We start from the raw sequence: 18,269 nt of genomic DNA on the forward strand, positions 1-18,269 counted from the left end.
GCACAATTTTATAGTTTTAGATTATAAAAAATGTTCGATAAATGGTAGAAATACCTCTAAGTAATTTAGTATTATTCGATTAAATATGTTGTACAAGAATGGGTAAAATGCTATTTTTGAAGCATAACTAACCAAATGAATAATGAAAAAAATATTTTTCTCTTTTTGTATAGTCTTGACTTTGGCTTTGAGTGCTACTGCACAAGTGCAAAGTCCTGCAGAATTTTTGCCTACTTATGGCAAGCAAATAACGCATTACCATCAAGTAGAAAATTATTTTAAGCAGCTTACTGAAAAATCTACTTTTATAAAACAGCAGAAATACGGAATTACACCAGAACAAAGAGATTTAAATGTTTTCTTTATTTCTACTCCTGAAAATTTAGCGAATTTAGAGCAAATTAGAAACAATAACTTGGCCGCTATTGGTTTGTCTAAAGAGGGAAACCAAACCATAGGCGATAAGGTGATCGTTTGGTTGAGTTTTAACGTACACGGAAATGAATTTGCAGGAACCGAAAGTGCTATGACAGTTGCCTACGAATTAGTCAATCCCTCGAATACCGAAACTAAAAAGTGGTTAGAAAATACAATCGTAATTTTAGACCCTTGTATTAATCCAGATGGCTACTCTAGATACGGAAACTGGTTAAGAGAAATATCAGGAAAAAAAACACATCCAGAAGCTACTGATAGAGAACACATGGAGGTTTGGCCTGGAGGAAGATACAATCACTATATTTTTGATTTAAATAGAGATTGGGCATGGCAAACACAACCAGAAAGTAAGCAGCGTATTGCATTGTATAACCAATGGATGCCACAAGTTCATACAGATGTTCACGAACAAGGATATGATTCTCCATACTTTTTTCCGCCATCTGCAGAGCCAATACATAACTATATTGAAAAATACCAAAGAGATTTTCATGCTACTTTAGGCGCCAATATTTCAAAAAAATTTGATGCTCAAAATTGGTTATACAACACCAGTGAGCGTTTTGATTTGTTTTATCCTAGTTATGGTGACACTTATCCTGCTTATAACGGAGCAGTAGGAATGACAATGGAGCAAGGAGGAATTGGAGCTGGAAGAGCCGTAATGATGAATAATGGAAATATAGTTACCATTCAGGATCGTATTCTACATCATGCCACTGCAGTTCTTACGGTTGTAGAATCTGCCGCTAGCCAAGCCGATGTTTTGCTAAAAGGTTTTAGAGGTTTTATGAATAATTCTAGAAAAACGGTTAAGGGAAATTATAAAATGTATGTAATGAAAAACAATCCCAAGTTGATTCAGCTTGCGGATTTGTTGAAAAAAAATAATATCGAATATAGTTATGCTGATGCAAGTGTAAAAACTTCGGGTTATAATTACAGCACCAAAACAGATAAAGGTTTTGCCATAGAACCCAATGATCTAATTGTAAAAGTAGATCAGCAAAAAGCAGTTTTTACGCAAGTTCTTTTTGAGCCTAATCAAAAATTAAATGATAGTTTGTCTTATGATATTACTGCTTGGGCACTTCCTTTAGCATACGGAGTTGAGGGTTATGCACTAAAAAACAGTATTGCTATTAAAACGAAAGCTACGATTGAAGTGGTTGAAAAAAGTGTTCCTGAAAAAGTCTATGCTTTTCATATTCCGTGGAATAATAGAATATCAGCTCAGGTTTTATCCCTATTACATCAAAATAATATCAAAGTGAGAGCTGCGATGAAGAAAGCTGTTTTTGGCGATATTACCATAGAACCAGGTGGGTTATTAGTTACCAAAGGAGATAATCCTAAAATTGCAGATTTCGAAAAAACAATTACAGATCTCATTAAGATTAAAACAGATTATAATTACATTTCTACAGGATTTTCATCAAACGCTAAAGATGTTGGAGGAGAAAACTTTACTTTGTTAACGGCACCAAAAATTGTTTTATTATCAGGAAAAGGAGTGAGTTCGACTGAATTTGGTGCTGCTTGGTTTTATTTGCAAGAAACCGTTGATTATCCTGTAAGCGTTGTCGAAGTAAATAATTTTAACAGAATAAAACTTTTTGATTACAACACTTTGATTTTAGCTGATGGAGATTATAATTTTTCTGAAGAACAACAAAAGAAATTATCAGAATGGATTAAAAGTGGTGGAAAAGTAATTGCAATGAATGGTGCTTTGAGTCTTTTTGATGGAAAAGAAGGATATGCATTAAGTCCATTTGCATCTGAAGAGGATAAATTAAATTCTGAAAAAGAAGAAGAGGATGCAGTTCTAAAAGAACGCTTTTTAGATTACCAAGACACAGAAAGAAGAGATATTTCTAAATCGATTCCTGGAGCAATCATCGAAAATACACTTAATAAAACTCATCCACTATCTTTTGGATTAGGAGATAAATACTTTAGTTTAAAAACAGATGATAGAACGTATTCTTTATTAAAAGATGCCATTAATGTGGCTTATATTCCTAAAGATTATAAAAGTTATGGTTTTATAGGTAATGGAATGAAAAAGAAACTGACTAATACCGTAAGTTTTGCTGTTGAAAGTAAAGGCGACGGTATGGTTGTTTACATGGTTGATAATCCATTGTTTAGAGGTTTTTGGGAAAACGGAAATTTATTATTTAGTAATGCTTTGTTTTTATTAAACTAAAAAATAATTATTTAATTAAAACAAAAAAGAGCCAATTAATTGGCTCTTTTTTGTTTTAAAATAACATTGTAAAACAACTATTTTTATTGATAAAACTGTCAAATAAATATCTCATAACTTAAAAATATTAAATTTTAGGAAGTTTTATACCAACTTAAAAGTATTATTTTTTTGAGAAAATTTTGCTCACGATAAATAGAATTACTGCTATGATGGCAACTACTATAAAAATACCAACTCCCATTCCGGCTTTGAATATTCCTTCGACTACTGAACAACTTGAAAATGAAATTAATACTATAAAAAGCATTAATAAACGTGTTATTTGTTTTTGCATGATTATTATGTTTAGGTTATAGTGTAAAATTATACCATAGAATGCTGTAATTTGTTACACAATTTTCTGGTTTTATTATGTAATTTAGAGTTGCTATATTTAGTATTTATTAATCTCTGTTTCGGTTTCAATAAGTTGCTCTTTATTTGTTATTTTAATTAAAATGGACTAAAGTTGAATTTTATCATTTTTTTTAAATTCAATTAAAATTAAAAAATTATATATAGTAGAGTTTTACAATTAAAATTGAAACGTGAGATTAAGTTATAAAGATAAAAATACAAATAGATGATTATTTCTACCTTGTTAATGATAAAATGATAAATTTGAATTTGTATATTTGCCACACCAAACAATATAAATTACTATGAGTCAAAAAGTATTACTTACTGCAAAAGAAGTTACTATCATATTACATCGTTTGGCCTGTCAATTAATTGAAAAACACTTAGATTTTTCAGATACAATTTTAGTTGGTATTCAACCCAGAGGTGTTTTCTTAGCAGAACGTTTAAAAGAAATTTTAGAAAAACAATACCAAACTCCAGAAATTCAATTGGGTTATCTCGATATTACTTTTTTTAGAGATGATTTTCGTAGAACAGAAAAACCATTAGAGGCTAATAAAACCAAAATTAACTTTATTGTCGAAAATAAAAAAGTCATTTTTATAGATGATGTTTTATTTACAGGCAGAAGTATCAGATCGGCTTTGACAGCTATTCAGTCTTTTGGTAGACCATCAGAAATAGAGTTGTTGGTTTTGATAGACAGACGTTTTAGTCGTAATTTACCTATTCAGCCTGATTATAGAGGAAGACAAGTAGATGCTATTAATGACGAAAAAGTGAAAGTAAGTTGGAAAGAAAATGAAGGAGAAGATGGAGTGTATTTAATTACAAGTTAAATTGTATTAATACTTTAACTATTAAAAATTAATAATCGTAAACAAAAATGAAAGAATTAAGCGTAAATCATTTATTAGGAATAAAATATATCAATAAAAATGATATTGACTTAATTTTTGAAACAGCCGATCATTTTAAAGAAGTCATTAATAGACCCATAAAAAAAGTGCCTTCGTTACGAGACATTACTATTGCCAATATTTTTTTCGAAAATAGTACTAGAACAAAGCTTTCCTTTGAGTTGGCGCAAAAGCGATTATCAGCTGATGTAATTAGTTTTTCTGCAGCACAATCTTCTGTCAAAAAAGGTGAAACATTAATTGATACTGTAAATAATATTCTTTCGATGAAAGTAGACATGGTCGTTATGCGTCATGCAAATCCTGGTGCTGCTTACTTTTTGTCTAAGAATGTCAAAGCAAGTATTGTAAATGCTGGTGATGGAGCGCATGAACATCCTACTCAAGCTTTATTAGACAGTTATTCTATTAGAGAAAAACTAGGAGAAGTAGCGGGTAAAAAAGTAGTAATTGTTGGTGATGTCTTGCATTCTAGAGTTGCATTATCTAACATATATGCTTTGCAAATGCAAGGTGCCGAAGTGAAAGTTTGCGGGCCCAAAACACTTATTCCAAGACATATTGAGTCATTAGGAGTTACAGTAGAACCTAACTTAAGAAAAGCGCTAGAATGGTGCGATGTAGCCAATATGTTGCGTGTGCAAAACGAGCGAATGGATGTGAATTATTTTCCTTCTACTAGAGAATATGCACAGCAATACGGTGTAGATAAAACTCTCTTAGATTCACTTAACAAAGAGATTGTTATTATGCATCCCGGGCCTATTAATCGCGGTGTAGAGATTACCAGTGAAGTAGCAGATTCTCAACAATCGGTTATTTTAAATCAAGTAGAAAATGGTGTTGCTATAAGAATGGCCGTTATTTATCTTTTGGCTTCAAAAATTCAATAATTCCTTTTAAATAAATATTTATTTAACCAGACTTGCTTGTTCTAAGTCATAAATAAAAAAAAATGAAAGTAGATCAAAAAGGTCACACGATAACTATTAGAGATACTCAAGGTAATGTTAATTCATTCTTGATGACGGTTACAGAACAGTATAAGTCGTTTGAAAAAAGTAACATTATAATTGATCTTTTAATGCATAAAGAGCTATCATTGAACGATATTAAATTATTTATTCCGATTTCAAAACAGCATAAAAAAGCAAAAAAATCTTTTGTAGTTGTAGCGGATGACTTTGATTACAATGCTGCTCCTAATAGATTAATTGTTGTTCCTTCTTTATTAGAAGCTCACGATATTATAGAAATGGATGAAATAGAAAGAGATCTTGGATTTTAAAAATAGTTGTGAATAGTAGTATAAAAAAATAGTACTACAGTTTTATTCATTGTTTTTTCAGGTCTATTTTATGCTAATAAAATTTTATTACTAAATATAATTCGTATTGCCTATTTGATTCGCTTTTGATGTTATACTTAGGTATATAATATTGAAAAATAGAATAATAAAGAAATTAACGTTGTTGCTATTTAAGGAAACAACTGTACATATTCAATTTTTATAAATCAAATAATAATTTGAAACTAACAATTCTTGGTTGCTATGCAGCCACTCCTCGTACATTTACAAATCCTACTTCACAGATTTTAGAAATTAAAAACAGGCTTTTTTTGATTGATTGTGGTGAAGGAACTCAAGTACAATTGCGAAGAAATAAAATTAAATTTTCTAAGATAAATCATATTTTTATTTCCCATTTACATGGAGATCATTTTTTTGGTTTAATAGGTCTTATTTCAACCTTTAGCTTACTAAATAGAACAACCGATTTGCATGTACATGGTCCTAAAGGAATAAAGGAAATCATAATGTTACAATTGCGATTATCCAATTCGTGGACAAATTATGATCTGTTTTTTCATGAACTTGATTCTAAAGAAAGTGAAATAATCTTTGAAGATGATAAGGTTACGGTGAAAACAATTCCATTAAAACATCGGGTATATACAAATGGTTTTTTATTTGAAGAAAAAATAGGGGAGAGGAAACTTAATTTGGATGCAGTACAAAATTATGAAATTGATTCTTGTTATTATCAAAAAATTAAGAACGGTAAGGATATCACTTTAGAAGACGGAAAAATTATTGAAAATGAACAATTAAGTTTTGATCCTATTCCTGCAAAAAGCTATGCCTTTTGTTCTGACACAGTGTATCATGAAGATGTTATTACTATTATTAAAAATGCAGATGTTTTGTATCACGAGGCGACTTTCCTAGATTCTGAAGAAAATCTAGCTAGCAAAACACTACACTGTACGGCTAAACAAGCAGCAACAATTGCTTTAAAATCTAATGTAAAACAATTGATTTTAGGACATTATTCTACGCGATATGAAAATATAGAAATGTTTAAAGAAGAAGCAATTACAATTTTTCCAGAAATTCTTTTGGCAGATGATGGTAAAAGTTTTGAATTTTAGTACATAAAGTTTTTTGCATTATTCAATTGCTAGCTATTTTAAACCTCATTTTTTATAAAAATACATTTTAAAAAAATAAAAACATGAATGACTTAAGTAATTACAGAAAATCTTACGATAAAAGTGAATTATTAGAATCTTCTATTCCTGAAGATCCTATTAACTTGTTTAACAGGTGGTTTCATGAAGTAGAAGATTTTGGTGGAGACAGTGAAGTAAATGCTATGACGGTTTCGACGATAGGTTTGGATGGTTTTCCTAAATCAAGGGTTGTCCTACTTAAAAAGTTTAGTGAAGAAGGTTTTATTTTTTATACCAATTACAATTCAGAAAAAGGAAAGGCTATTGCTGCAAACCCACATGTTTGTCTTTCTTTTTTTTGGCACACACTAGAGCGTCAGGTAATTATAAAAGGAATAGCAAATAAAATTCCTGCGATTACATCGGATCATTATTTTGAGAGCAGACCTAACGGAAGTAAGCTAGGAGCAATTGTTTCAAATCAGAGTGAAGTTATTCCTTCTCGCGAGTATCTAGAAGAAAATCTAAAACAATTAGAAGGAGAATATGAAGGAATTGTGATTCCAAGACCAGAATATTGGGGAGGCTTTTTAGTTACCGCTATTGAGGTAGAATTTTGGCAAGGCAGACCTAATCGTCTGCATGACAGGATACGTTACTCCAGTCAGGATGATTTCTCATGGAAAATTGAGAGACTTTCTTCTTAATGTAGGAAAAAGAACATTTAAAAATTATTATGATGTATTTCGTCGATTATTTTTGGCAGTTTAACGATAAAATGATTAGTTTTGATCAAGAAATTAACATTTTATTTACTTATTGAAGTTGTTTGCCCCACAATCTACTTTAATCTTAAACTACTAAAATTATGAAACTAAATTTACTTTATGTATTATTGCTAGGTGCAGTAATGTGTAGTTCGATTTCATGTTCATCAGATAATTCAGAAACTCAAAGTGCTGATGCATCGGTAGAGAAAGTAATTAATTATTCTTATAACTCATTTGAGTTAGAAACGATGAATCTAATTAATGATCATAGAGCTAGTTTAGGATTAAAACGTTTAGAGCGAATTAACCATATGTCATACAAATCAGAAGAGCATGATAATTATATGATTACTAACAATGTTGTTAATCACAATGATTTTGTTGCTCGTTCAGAAAATATAATGAAAACCTTGGGAGCAAAATCAGTAGGTGAAAATATTGCTTATAATTATAGTACTCCAAAAGCAGTATTAGACGCTTGGTTAGCAAGTCCTGGGCATAGAGAAAATATTGAAGGCAATTTTACCCATTTTGGAATTGCAATTAAAGAAAATCCTGCCAATGGTAGAAAATATTATACTAATATATTTGCAAAAATTTAAGTTGAGTTTTTTTTATATTAAAAGGGCTGTCTTCTCCCCAAAAGACAGCCTTTTTTTTTGTTTAAAATCTAAAATAATTATATCATAAGGCAGTTATTATAAACTCACTTCTTCGGTTCATTTGATGCTCTTCTTCGCTACAGATAACATTGTCAGAACAATTGTTTACTAGTTGTGATTCGCCATATCCTTTGCCGGTAAGTCGGTTGGAATTAATTCCATTATGTATCAACCAAGCAATAGTTGCACTAGCTCTTCTGTTAGACAAAGCCATATTATAAACAGCAGTTTGTCGACTATCGGTGTGCGAACGGATGTTTAATTTTAAGGTTGGATTTTGTTTTAAAACATCTAATATTTTTTCTAACTCAAATGCTGCTTCCTGCCTAATACTTGATTTATCTAAATCAAAGTATATCATTTTTATATTAAAACATTTACCTAAATCATCTCCTACAGTTACAATACATTTATCATTTTCTAATGCAATTGGTAAATGTGTTTTTCCGTTTGCTGTACTTATTGCTATTTTTTCTTCTTTAGTTTTATAATTACTTTTCTCTGCTCTAACATAATATGTTTTGCCACATTGAACATTAAAAGAATAATTTCCTTTATCATCAGATTGGGTAGAACTAACTATATTAAATTTGTTATCAAAGAGCGTTATCTTAGTTGCAGCAAGTATACTTGAAGTCTTTGTATCGGTGATTTCACCATATAAAAGTTGCTGACAAGAAAGTCTTTTTAATTCTAAAAACTTATAAATATCATCATAACCTTTTCCGCCTTCTTTGTTTGATGAAAAGAAACCTCGTCTTGATTTTGTATCAATTAGATAGGCAAAATCATCTTTTGAAGAGTTTATATCCGAACCTAAATTTTGCAATTCTCCAAAAGAACCATCGCTTGCTATTGAGCTTACAAAAACATCTAAACCACCTAAACCTGGATGTCCGTCTGATGCAAAATAAATCTCATTTTCATCACTTACGTAAGGGAACGATTCTTTTCCTTCGGTATTTATAGTTGTACCTAAATTTATAGGTATGCCGTAAGTCCCATTGCTTTTTATTTCTACTTTAAATAAATCAGATTGGCCTATACTTCCGGGCATGTCTGAGGCAAAATACAATGTCTTACCATCCGGACTTAAAGCAGGGTGGGCTGTGCTATAATTATCGCTGTTAAAAGGAAGATCGATTACATCAGTCCATTTTTGGTTTTTTAAGGTTGCTTTATATATTTTTACTAAAGTAATTTTGCTGCCATCTTTTCCTTTTTTTCCATCTAAAAAGTTATTTCTAGTAAAGTACATACTTTGACCATCATTGGTAAATACGGGAGTAGATTCGTTAAATCTTGAGTTTATTTTAGAATCAAATTTTTTAGGTTTATTGGGAGTCATATCTTCTCCTAAAGTGGCCGAATATAAATTTGTAAAGTGTTGATTAGTCCATTTGTGTTTTCTCTGACCTAAACTCCCGGTATCTCTAGCTGAGGTAAATACGATTTCCTTGCCATATATTGCAGTACCGTAATCAGAATATTCAGAGTTTATTCCGGCATCTTCAATTTTATATCTTCCAGAATTGGCCTTTATCTCCTCTAGATAGTTTCTGTCTTTGGCAAATAGTTTTCCACGACTATCATTTCCAGATTTTTTATCGAACAATTTTAATAATTCATTGGCTTTTTCATCTTGACCAATAGATTTCAAAGAATTAGCATATCTGTAGTAATATTCTGGTTCTAAATCCGTACTGTTCATCTCAAATAATTCAGCATACCACTTTGCAGCTTTTTCAAAATCAGAATTAAAGTAATAAGAATTGGCTAAATTCTTAAACATTTCTGTCGATTTATATCCTTTTTCCGCAACCCTTTCGTAGGTTTTTATAGCATCTATATAGGCAAACTTATCGTATTTTTTGTCTGCAGCTATCAATTTTGCTTTTTGAGAATATACATTAAATGTCAAAGCATTCAATATAATTATATAGAGGAATATATTGTTTTTCATACTGATCTTTTTTAAAAGAAACGAGGAGTTGTAATTTTGTCATTGTTTTTGAATATTTCATAGCGCAAGAATATTTCATGCGAACCAGAATTATAGTTGTTCAATTTTGTAGTTTCATGATCATAACCATATCCGATGTACATCCCATCAGAAACCTGAAAACCTACAATAGCACTAAGTGCAGCACTCCATCTGTAAGCAACACCTACTGTGAATTTCTCAACAAACATAAAATTGGCTGAAATATCTACTTGTAGTGGTGAGCCAATAACTAGTTTGGAAAGAATAGCGGGTTTAAATTTTATGTCACTCGTCAGATCTGCAACATATCCTGCCATTAGATAATAATTTATCTTTTCTTTAAAAATGGCAACTGTATTATCATCATATCGATTGGACTCTATGAAATTTGGAATAGAAAAACCAATATAGGCTTTATCGGAATGTAAATAAATACCAGCACCTATATTTGGAGAAAATTCATTATTGATATTTTGTATTGAAGGATCTAAAGGATAATCACTAACAGGATTTAGTTTTGATGTGTCTAGATTAAAAATATTAGCCGATGCTTTTATACCAAACGAAAGTTTGTACGATTCGGATGTTGGAATCGTATAGGAAATATCGGCAGAGATAGTGTTTTCCATTGTAGGGCCTATTTTATCATTAACTATAGAGAAGCCTATACCAAGATTATTTCCGTTTAAAGGGGTGTTAATAGAAGCTACATTCGTAACTGGAGCGCCATCTAATCCTACCCATTGGGTTCGATGCATAGCAAAAATACTCATTGCGCCTCTAGATCCTGCGTAAGCTGGATTTACATTTATAGTGTTATACATATATTGTGTGTACTGCGCATCTTGCTGCGCATGACTCACAAAAAATGTAAAGATCAAAATGACTGAAAATATTTTTGTTCTCATAGTAAATTTATTATTATTAATATATTGAACTGTTTTTTGATAAGCGTGCGAAATACTATTTGTATAAACTTAATTTTTAACGATGTTGATTTTTATAAACTAGGAGTTAATCCTGAGTCATTTAGAGAGACTCAGGATTAAAATCATAGTTTGAATCTATTTCGTGAGATATAAAAAACCTTCTTTTTTATTGTTTTGAATAGTACCATTTCCATCTATAGAAGTATAGTTTAGAATATAGAAATAGGTTCCACTTGGTAAACCAGTAGATTCACTAACTGTAGTTCTTCCTTGCGATATACCATCAAAATTATTAGTTTGATTATTGTAATTTTTAGTTCTAAAAATTAAAACACCCCAACGATTATAAATCTCAACTGTATTTTCTGGATAACAATTGGTTTCACTAATATCATCGATTGTAAAAACATCATTAATACCATCGCCATTTGGAGAAAAGGCATTGTGTACTACTATAGATCTGCAACCTAGTACAAATGCTTTATCAATTTCAACGGTGTCAGAGGCTTTTATTTCAGCATTTGTAGGTGTTAATCCTTTTGCATTAGCGATATTAATAACAGAATTATTGTCAAGATCATTTTTAGTTATGGTATAACTTTCATTAAATTCTTGTTCTGTACCTGGCGCCAAAACAGAAATAATTGTATTTAATCCTGTTAATGGATCGGTTACTACAATTTGATGAAGTGTTACATTTCCTGAATTCCTAACTATAATTTTATAATTGATTATTTCTCCAACTAAACTATAGCCTGTGACAGCTGCTGTTTTATAAACCACGAGATTAGCACTTTGATTTAACGTTGTTATTGTGCAATTTTTACAATCTGTTTTTGGTATGCAATTCATACATGGTGTAGGATCTGTAGAAGTAGCAGTTACTTTATCATTGTAAGGTGTTGTGCCAGTAACAGTAGCCAAATTGTATACTAAACCACTATCTATATCAGCTTGGGTAATTGAATAAGTAGCTGAAAAAGAAGTAGCATTAGACTCGCCAATTTGTAATGTAATAGGACTACCTGTTATTACTAGACCTTCTAAATTATCGCTTATATTGACTTGAGTTAAGATAACATCACCCGTATTTATTAGCATGAAGGAGTAGACTATTTTATCTCCTAAATTGGTAATTCCATCTTTGTTAGCGTCTATATAGATGCCATCTTTTGTAATTGCAATACTTGCTTTTTGATTTAGAGGTGTTTCTGTTGCAGTATCATTATTTTGTTGCGTTCCAGAGATATCTTTCACTTCATTTCCTTTCGGATCTTTACCAATTGCAACTGCAGAATTAATTACTTTACCTGCATTAATATCAGCTTGAGTTAAAATATAAATTCCTGTTATAGTTGTATTTTCACCAGCATTAAGAGAAGCTATGCTATTGTTTTTTATTGTTAATCCCTTCATAGGATCAGTTATGACAATAGAATTTATTGTTACATTTCCAGTATTTGTTACTATAAAAGTGTAATTGATTATCTCACCTGCTTGTGCAAAACCATCGGTATTTGAATCATAGAAAATTCCTTTTTTAACAAGAGCTATTCCTGATTCCTGAATTGAATAGGAGTAATTTGCAACACAGCCATTCTTATCTTTGATTTCAACACTATAATTTCCTTTAATTAAATCAGTAATATCTTTTGTTGTTGCACCATTTGACCATAAATAAGTATAAGGTAGTGTTCCTCCAGAAATAGTTTGAGTTATGCTGCCATTACTACATCCTACACAATTAGTATTATCAATGATTATTGCAGTTGCTGTTATTGCAGCATTCGGTTGCTGAATAATAACTTTTAATTCATCAGAGGAACAACCATTGTCGGCAGTTGCAATTACCTTATAAATACCTTGAGAAAGTCCTATCAAATCTTTAGAAGTTGAATAGGCAATATTATTTTTTGTCCATGCATAAGTATAAGGACTTTTTCCTCCTTCAGTAATAATGCTAATAGTACCATTATTTTCTCCAAAGCAATAAGCATCTGTTTGCGAAGAAATAGAAATTACAGGAAGAGTGTTGTCAAGCGTAGTATTAACCGAAGCAATTGCTGAACACCCATTGGCATTTTTTACCGTTACCGAAAATGTTCCGGCAGTTGCAACCGTGATAGCAGGAGTTGTTGCTCCATTTGACCATAAATAGCTGGTTCCACCGCTTGCTGTTAAAGTCGTATTTGGAGTGGTACAACTCAAAGCCAATCCGTTATCCGATGCTATAGCGGCAACAGGAAGAGTGTTGTCAAGCGTAGTATTGACCGAAGCAATTACGGAACAACCATTGGCATTTTTTACCGTTACCGAGAATGTTCCCGCAGTTGCAACCGCAATAGCAGGAGTTGTTGCTCCGTTCGACCATAAATAGCTGGTTCCACCGCTTGCTGTTAAAGTCGAATTTGGAGTGTTACAACTCAAAGCCAGTCCGTTATCGGACGCTATAGCGGCAATAGGAAGACTGTTATCAAGTGTAGTAGTTACCGAAGCTGTAGCCGAACATCCATTGGCATTTTTTACCGTTACCGAAAATGTTCCGGCAGTTGTAACAATAATGGAAGCAGTTGTTGCTCCGTTCAACCATAAATAGCTGGTTCCACCGCTAGCTGTTAAAGTTGTGTTTGGAGTGGTACAACTCAAAGCCAGTCCATTATCTGATACAATAGCCGCAATAGGAAGAGTGTTGTCAAGTGTAGTAGTTACCGAAGCAGTCGCCGAACAACCATTGGCATTTTTTACCGTTACCGAAAATGTTCCGGCAGTTGCAACCGTGATAGCAGGAGTTGTTGCTCCATTTGACCATAAATAGCTGGTTCCACCGCTAGCTGTTAGAGTCGTGTTTGGAGTGGTACAATTCAAAGCCAATCCGTTATCGGACGCAATAGCGGCAATAGGAAGAGTGTTGTCAAGTGTAGTATTGACCGAAGCAATTGCTGAACACCCATTACTATTTTTTACCGTTACCGAAAATGTTCCGGCAGTTGCAACCGTAATAGCAGGAGTTGTTGCTCCGTTCGACCATAAATAGCTGGTTCCACCGCTAGCTGTTAAAGTCGTATTTGGAGTGGTACAGCTCAAAGCCAATCCATTATCCGATGCAATAGCGGCAATAGGAAGAGTGTTATCAAGCGTAGTATTAACCGAAGCAGTCGCCGAACACCCATTGGCATTTTTTACCGTTACCGAAAATGTTCCCGCAGTTGCAACCGTAATAGCAGCAGTTGTTGCCCCGTTCGACCATAAATAGCTGGTTCCACCGCTTGCTGATAAAGTCGTATTTGGAGTCGTGCAACTCAAAGCCAGTCCGTTATCCGATGCAATAGCGGCAATAGGAAGAATTTTGTCAAGCGTAGTATTTACCGAAGCTGTAGCCCAACACCCATTAGCATTTTTTACCGTTACCAAAAATGTTCCGGCAGTTGTAACAGTAATAGCAGCAGTTGTTGCTCCGTTCGACCATAAATAGCTGGTTCCACCGCTTGCTGTTAAAGTCGTATTTGGAGTGTTACAATTCAAAGCCAATCCATTATCCGATGCAATAGCGGCAATAGGAAGAGTGTTATCAAGCGTAGTATTTACCGAAGCAGTCGCTGAACATCCATTGGCAATTTTTACCCTTACCGAAAATGTTCCGGCAGTTGTAACAGTAATAGCAGCAGTTGTTGCTCCGTTCGACCATAAATAGCTGGTTCCACCGCTTGCTGTTAAAGTCGTATTTGGAGTGGTACAACTCAAAGCCAATCCGTTATCCGATGCAATAGCGGCAATACGAAGACTTTTGTCAAGCGTAGTATTTACCGAAGCTGTAGCCCAACACCCATTAGCATTTTTTACCGTTACCAAAAATGTTCCGGCAGTTGTAACAGTAATAGCAGCAGTTGTTGCTCCGTTCGACCATAAATAGCTGGTTCCACCGCTTGCTGTTAAAGTCGTATTTGGAGTGTTACAATTCAAAGCCAATCCATTATCCGATGCAATAGCGGCAATAGGAAGAGTGTTATCAAGCGTAGTATTTACCGAAGCAGTCGCTGAACATCCATTGGCATTTTTTACCGTTACCGAAAATGTTCCCGCAATTGCAACAGTGATAGCAGCAGTTGTTGCTCCGTTCGACCATAAATAGCTGCTTCCACCGCTTGCTGTTAAAGTCGTATTTGGAGTGTTACAACTCAAAGCCAATCCGTTATCCGATGCAATAGCGGCAATAGGAAGAGTATTATCAAGCGTAGTATTAACAGAAGCAGTCGCCGAACAACCATTACTATTTTTTACCGTTACCGAAAATGTTCCGGCAGTTGAAACAGTAATAGCAGGAGTTGTTGCTCCATTTGACCATAAATAGCTGGTTCCACCGCTTGCTGTTAAAGTCGTATTTGGAGTGTTACAACTCAAAGCCAATCCGTTATCCGATGCAATAGTGGCAATAGGAAGAGTATTATCAAGCGTAGTATTTACCGAAGCAGTCGATGAACAAACATTAGCATTTTTTACCGTTACCGAAAATGTTCCCGCAGTTGTAACAATAATGGAAGCAGTTGTTGCTCCGTTTGACCATAAATAGCTGGTTCCACCACTTGCTGTTAAAGTCGTATTTGGAGTGGTACAACTCAAAGCCAATCCGTTATCTGATGCAATAGCGGCAATAGGAAGAGTATTATCAAGCGTAGTATTTACCGAAGCAGTCGATGAACAAACATTAGCATTTTTTACCGTTACCGAGAATGTTCCCGCAGTTGAAACCGTAATAGCAGGAGTTGTTGCTCCGTTCGACCATAAATAGCTGGTTCCACCGCTAGCTGTTAAAGTCGTATTTGGAGTCGTGCAACTCAAAGCCAGTCCGTTATCCGATGCAATAGCGGCAATAGGTAATGCATTTACAGAAACTACTATTGGTACTTTTGATCCTATACAGGAAGTTGTTTTTCCTTCGGCTACATAATAAGTATATTGTCCTAAAGTAGTAGTTAAGGGTGTTATACTTGTTTTTGGAGTTCCAGTAAGAGAATCAAAATAATATATAGTATAAGTTGGTGAAGTATGGCCAGCTGAAAAACTAGCTGTCAATGGTACTGCAGGACTATTTATGCAGTATTCAACATTGGTAACTTTAGGAGTGGAGTTAACTACATAACCAAACCATACTTTTTTATTAGGATCACTTGGAATTGGAGTAACTATTATACTACCTAAATTACAATACAAATTATATAAGATACTGTTAGAAAGATAATTTATATCTGGTACTACAGTATAATTTTGATTAACCTCTAAAGCTGTGCTTCCATTAATTTCGAAATATTTGCTATTTCCCGGTATTAACTTAACGGCATTTTCTTTAGTAACAACAGTTCCAACACTATTTATAGGCTCTCCTGCATCGTTTACGGTATAGTAAATAATTTCTATAGATCCTTTTCCACCGCTGACTTTAGGTACTGTAAAATTGGTTGGTGTTTCTTGATGTGTATTCGTATTACCGTTTACATCTGTATAATCCATAAATGTTTTTTCATTTGCATCATAAAGAATAGTTGGATCGGTATTCGGTGCCATTGTAACAAAATAATACATATTGTCTCCCAATTCAGAAACAGTACCTATATTCCATGTTATTTTCCATTTTACGATGTTACTATTTCCACTTGCGGGATTGTCAGGATCATTTAAAACAAAACCGTTATTACTAAAATTTACACTTCCTTTTGATACTACAACATTTCCAGTAGTGATGGGCAAAACAGTATAGGTTGGTGTAACATTGGCAGATAAAAGTATAAACGTACTCATTGGGTCTGTTAAAACAGCATTAGTCGCAGCGTACGAAATATTTGATCTTATTTGAGAATAAATATTAGATATATTACTAGAATTTGCTGGAAAATAGCCTTTGTTTTGAGAACCCATTAAGGTACTTTCTGCAGCTCCGTTTGCTGGGACTTCAAAACCAATGGTATAAATATCTGCACCATCGCTAATAATCTTTTTAGCTTCATATATCGTTGGTATACCATGATTTCCCGCATTGAAGGTTTTATTGCCACAAGTTGTAGTAAATAAGGTGAAATTAAAATTGTTTCCATCACCAACAACATTGGTATAAATACTTGATGCAACTTTTAAATAATTATTTTCATAATCACTTCTTGAAATATTGAAATTAGATATACTGCCACATCCTACAGTAAAAGCAGGTGGTGCTATATTAGAATTATAACTATAAGTAGGGTCACCATCTGACAATAATATCACCACTTTTTTATCAGCAGTGCTTGATTCTACTAAAAGTCTGGCCGCATAAAAACCTCCTTGAATATTTGTACCACCATTGGCAACAATTGCGTCAATGGCTGTGTTTAATGAAGATGTATTATTGGTAAATACTTGATCGATTTGTGGGTTTCCTGTTGTACCTCCAGAAGCAGGATTTAATGTTACAATTGCTATTCTTATATCGGTAGAACCATTTAGTAATTGGTTAACAAATGTTTTTGCCGCCTCTTTAGCACTATTTATTTTGGTACCGTTCATACTCCCAGAATCATCAATAACTAAAATTACATCGGTAGATTTAGGAATGTTTTTTCCTTCAACCATAAGATTAATTTTCCATTTTCCGCTTTCTACCGCTTCAGCAGTTTTTTCAATATGAACGGCACCTGGATTTGGCCATTCTAGAGAATTAGTTGATGCGAGTGATCTCAAGGCGAATGTGTCTGATTTGAGTTTTTTACTACCAATAGCTGCAGGTAAAGTAAAAGGGGCTACTTGACCAATTAGTACTGGTCCACCAAGTTTGTCTGGATCTTGTTGAGCATATAAAGTACTAACAAATAAAAAAAATGTCAGTACAAAAACAGTAATTTTAGTTTTCATAGAGTTAATTTTAAACTTTTAATAGGTAATTTTTTAGGATTGTTTGTACCCTATTTTCTTTCACAAAAGTGTACAAGCATCTGAAACCAATACAAAAGAAATTTTTAAGATTTCTTAAATACAGTGTATTAGGAATCGGTTTTACTACTTGAGAAGTAATAAAACTGTCAATAAGTTGAGAAACAAAACTGTAATTTTGAACGAGGTCCTTTATTTAAAAGACTGAAATCAGAATTGAATTATCTAAAGTGTAAATCATTTAACTAATTTCCTTCATTAGGTTTAGAAAAATATTTTTTTTAAATACTTCCAAATCAATTTAATCTTATTGGCTAGGTTGTGTTAGGATAGTTTTTAATAAAGGAATTATTTAAATTATGCCTATTTCTTATTTTCCTAATCATAATCTTATTTCTCAGTGATTGGATAGTAAAGAATATTTGAGAAAGATCATGATTAAAAACTTTTAATGTTCTATTTGTAAGAGACATTAAATGCTGAGGTTTGAAAACTAAATACTGAAACTTTCGTTTGTTTTTATTGGAGTCTTTTTGTGGTTTTAAATACCTAGAGCTTCTAATTAATTCCATGTTCTCTATAGGAAAATAGCTTGAAA

General features: G+C 32.9%; 11 protein-coding genes. 7 read left to right on the forward strand and 4 right to left on the reverse strand.

Features of this window, described 5'->3' with window-relative positions; translation table 11 throughout:
* The first annotated feature begins 142 nt into the window (after positions 1-142).
* The gene (locus tag MW871_RS13515) at positions 143-2,650 is read left to right on the forward strand and encodes a M14 family zinc carboxypeptidase (protein WP_248429012.1); all 2,508 of its coding nucleotides are present in this window, start codon (positions 143-145) and stop codon (positions 2,648-2,650) included.
* A 163-nt stretch (positions 2,651-2,813) separates the two neighbouring features.
* On the opposite strand, the gene MW871_RS13520 is transcribed toward MW871_RS13515, so the two are convergent.
* Complete coding sequence (locus MW871_RS13520) at positions 2,814-2,987, reverse strand: hypothetical protein (RefSeq protein WP_188050866.1); 174 nt, start codon at positions 2,985-2,987, stop codon at positions 2,814-2,816.
* Positions 2,988-3,354: 367 nt separating this feature from the next.
* On the opposite strand from MW871_RS13520, the gene pyrR reads away from it, so the two are divergent.
* The 6 genes from pyrR to MW871_RS13550 all read left to right on the forward strand — a co-directional run bounded on the left by pyrR (position 3,355) and on the right by MW871_RS13550 (position 7,801).
* Positions 3,355-3,894 (forward strand): bifunctional pyr operon transcriptional regulator/uracil phosphoribosyltransferase PyrR, encoded by a 540-nt coding sequence (gene pyrR, locus MW871_RS13525; protein ID WP_210645887.1) that lies wholly within the window; start codon positions 3,355-3,357, stop codon positions 3,892-3,894.
* 47 nt (positions 3,895-3,941) lie between these two features.
* Positions 3,942-4,868: an aspartate carbamoyltransferase catalytic subunit gene (locus tag MW871_RS13530; protein ID WP_188050864.1), complete on the forward strand. Its 927-nt coding sequence runs from the start codon at positions 3,942-3,944 to the stop codon at positions 4,866-4,868.
* Between the two features lie 62 nt (positions 4,869-4,930).
* Positions 4,931-5,263, forward strand: a complete 333-nt coding sequence (locus MW871_RS13535) for a ribonuclease Z (RefSeq protein ID WP_248429013.1) — start codon at positions 4,931-4,933, stop codon at positions 5,261-5,263.
* 239 nt (positions 5,264-5,502) lie between these two features.
* The gene (locus MW871_RS13540) at positions 5,503-6,408 is read left to right on the forward strand and encodes a ribonuclease Z (RefSeq protein ID WP_248429014.1); all 906 of its coding nucleotides are present in this window, start codon (positions 5,503-5,505) and stop codon (positions 6,406-6,408) included.
* A gap of 83 nt (positions 6,409-6,491) precedes the next feature.
* Positions 6,492-7,136, forward strand: a complete 645-nt coding sequence (gene pdxH / locus MW871_RS13545; protein WP_188050861.1) for a pyridoxamine 5'-phosphate oxidase — start codon at positions 6,492-6,494, stop codon at positions 7,134-7,136.
* Positions 7,137-7,297: 161 nt separating this feature from the next.
* On the forward strand, positions 7,298-7,801 hold the full coding sequence (locus MW871_RS13550; protein ID WP_210645890.1) for a CAP domain-containing protein: 504 nt from the start codon (positions 7,298-7,300) through the stop codon (positions 7,799-7,801).
* 82 nt (positions 7,802-7,883) lie between these two features.
* Here MW871_RS13550 and MW871_RS13555 read toward each other — a convergent pair whose 3' ends face one another.
* From MW871_RS13555 to MW871_RS13565, 3 genes are all read right to left on the reverse strand, one after another.
* Entirely contained in the window at positions 7,884-9,824 is a 1,941-nt protein-coding gene (locus tag MW871_RS13555) for an OmpA family protein (protein ID WP_248429015.1), read from the reverse strand.
* Positions 9,825-9,835: 11 nt separating this feature from the next.
* Positions 9,836-10,753, reverse strand: coding sequence for a PorP/SprF family type IX secretion system membrane protein (locus MW871_RS13560; protein WP_248429016.1), 918 nt, complete (start codon positions 10,751-10,753; stop codon positions 9,836-9,838).
* 156 nt (positions 10,754-10,909) lie between these two features.
* A complete protein-coding gene (locus tag MW871_RS13565) occupies positions 10,910-17,653 on the reverse strand; it encodes a DUF7507 domain-containing protein (protein ID WP_248429017.1) in 6,744 nt (2,247 codons plus the stop codon).
* Positions 17,654-18,269: the final 616 nt, after the last annotated feature.

It is taken from the genome of Flavobacterium pygoscelis (assembly GCF_023162025.1).
GTDB lineage: Bacteria > Bacteroidota > Bacteroidia > Flavobacteriales > Flavobacteriaceae > Flavobacterium > Flavobacterium pygoscelis.

Bases quoted from the DNA above. Each gene is read 5' to 3' on its own strand.
- MW871_RS13515 (WP_248429012.1), top strand. From the start codon at position 143: ATGAAAAAAATATTTTTCTCTTTTTGTATAGTCTTGACTTTGGCTTTG.
- MW871_RS13520 (WP_188050866.1), bottom strand. From the start codon at position 2,987: ATGCAAAAACAAATAACACGTTTATTAATGCTTTTTATAGTATTAATT.
- pyrR (WP_210645887.1), top strand. From the start codon at position 3,355: ATGAGTCAAAAAGTATTACTTACTGCAAAAGAAGTTACTATCATATTA.
- MW871_RS13530 (WP_188050864.1), top strand. From the start codon at position 3,942: ATGAAAGAATTAAGCGTAAATCATTTATTAGGAATAAAATATATCAAT.
- MW871_RS13535 (WP_248429013.1), top strand. From the start codon at position 4,931: ATGAAAGTAGATCAAAAAGGTCACACGATAACTATTAGAGATACTCAA.
- pdxH (WP_188050861.1), top strand. From the start codon at position 6,492: ATGAATGACTTAAGTAATTACAGAAAATCTTACGATAAAAGTGAATTA.
- MW871_RS13550 (WP_210645890.1), top strand. From the start codon at position 7,298: ATGAAACTAAATTTACTTTATGTATTATTGCTAGGTGCAGTAATGTGT.
- MW871_RS13555 (WP_248429015.1), bottom strand. From the start codon at position 9,824: ATGAAAAACAATATATTCCTCTATATAATTATATTGAATGCTTTGACA.
- MW871_RS13560 (WP_248429016.1), bottom strand. From the start codon at position 10,753: ATGAGAACAAAAATATTTTCAGTCATTTTGATCTTTACATTTTTTGTG.
- MW871_RS13565 (WP_248429017.1), bottom strand. From the start codon at position 17,653: ATGAAAACTAAAATTACTGTTTTTGTACTGACATTTTTTTTATTTGTT.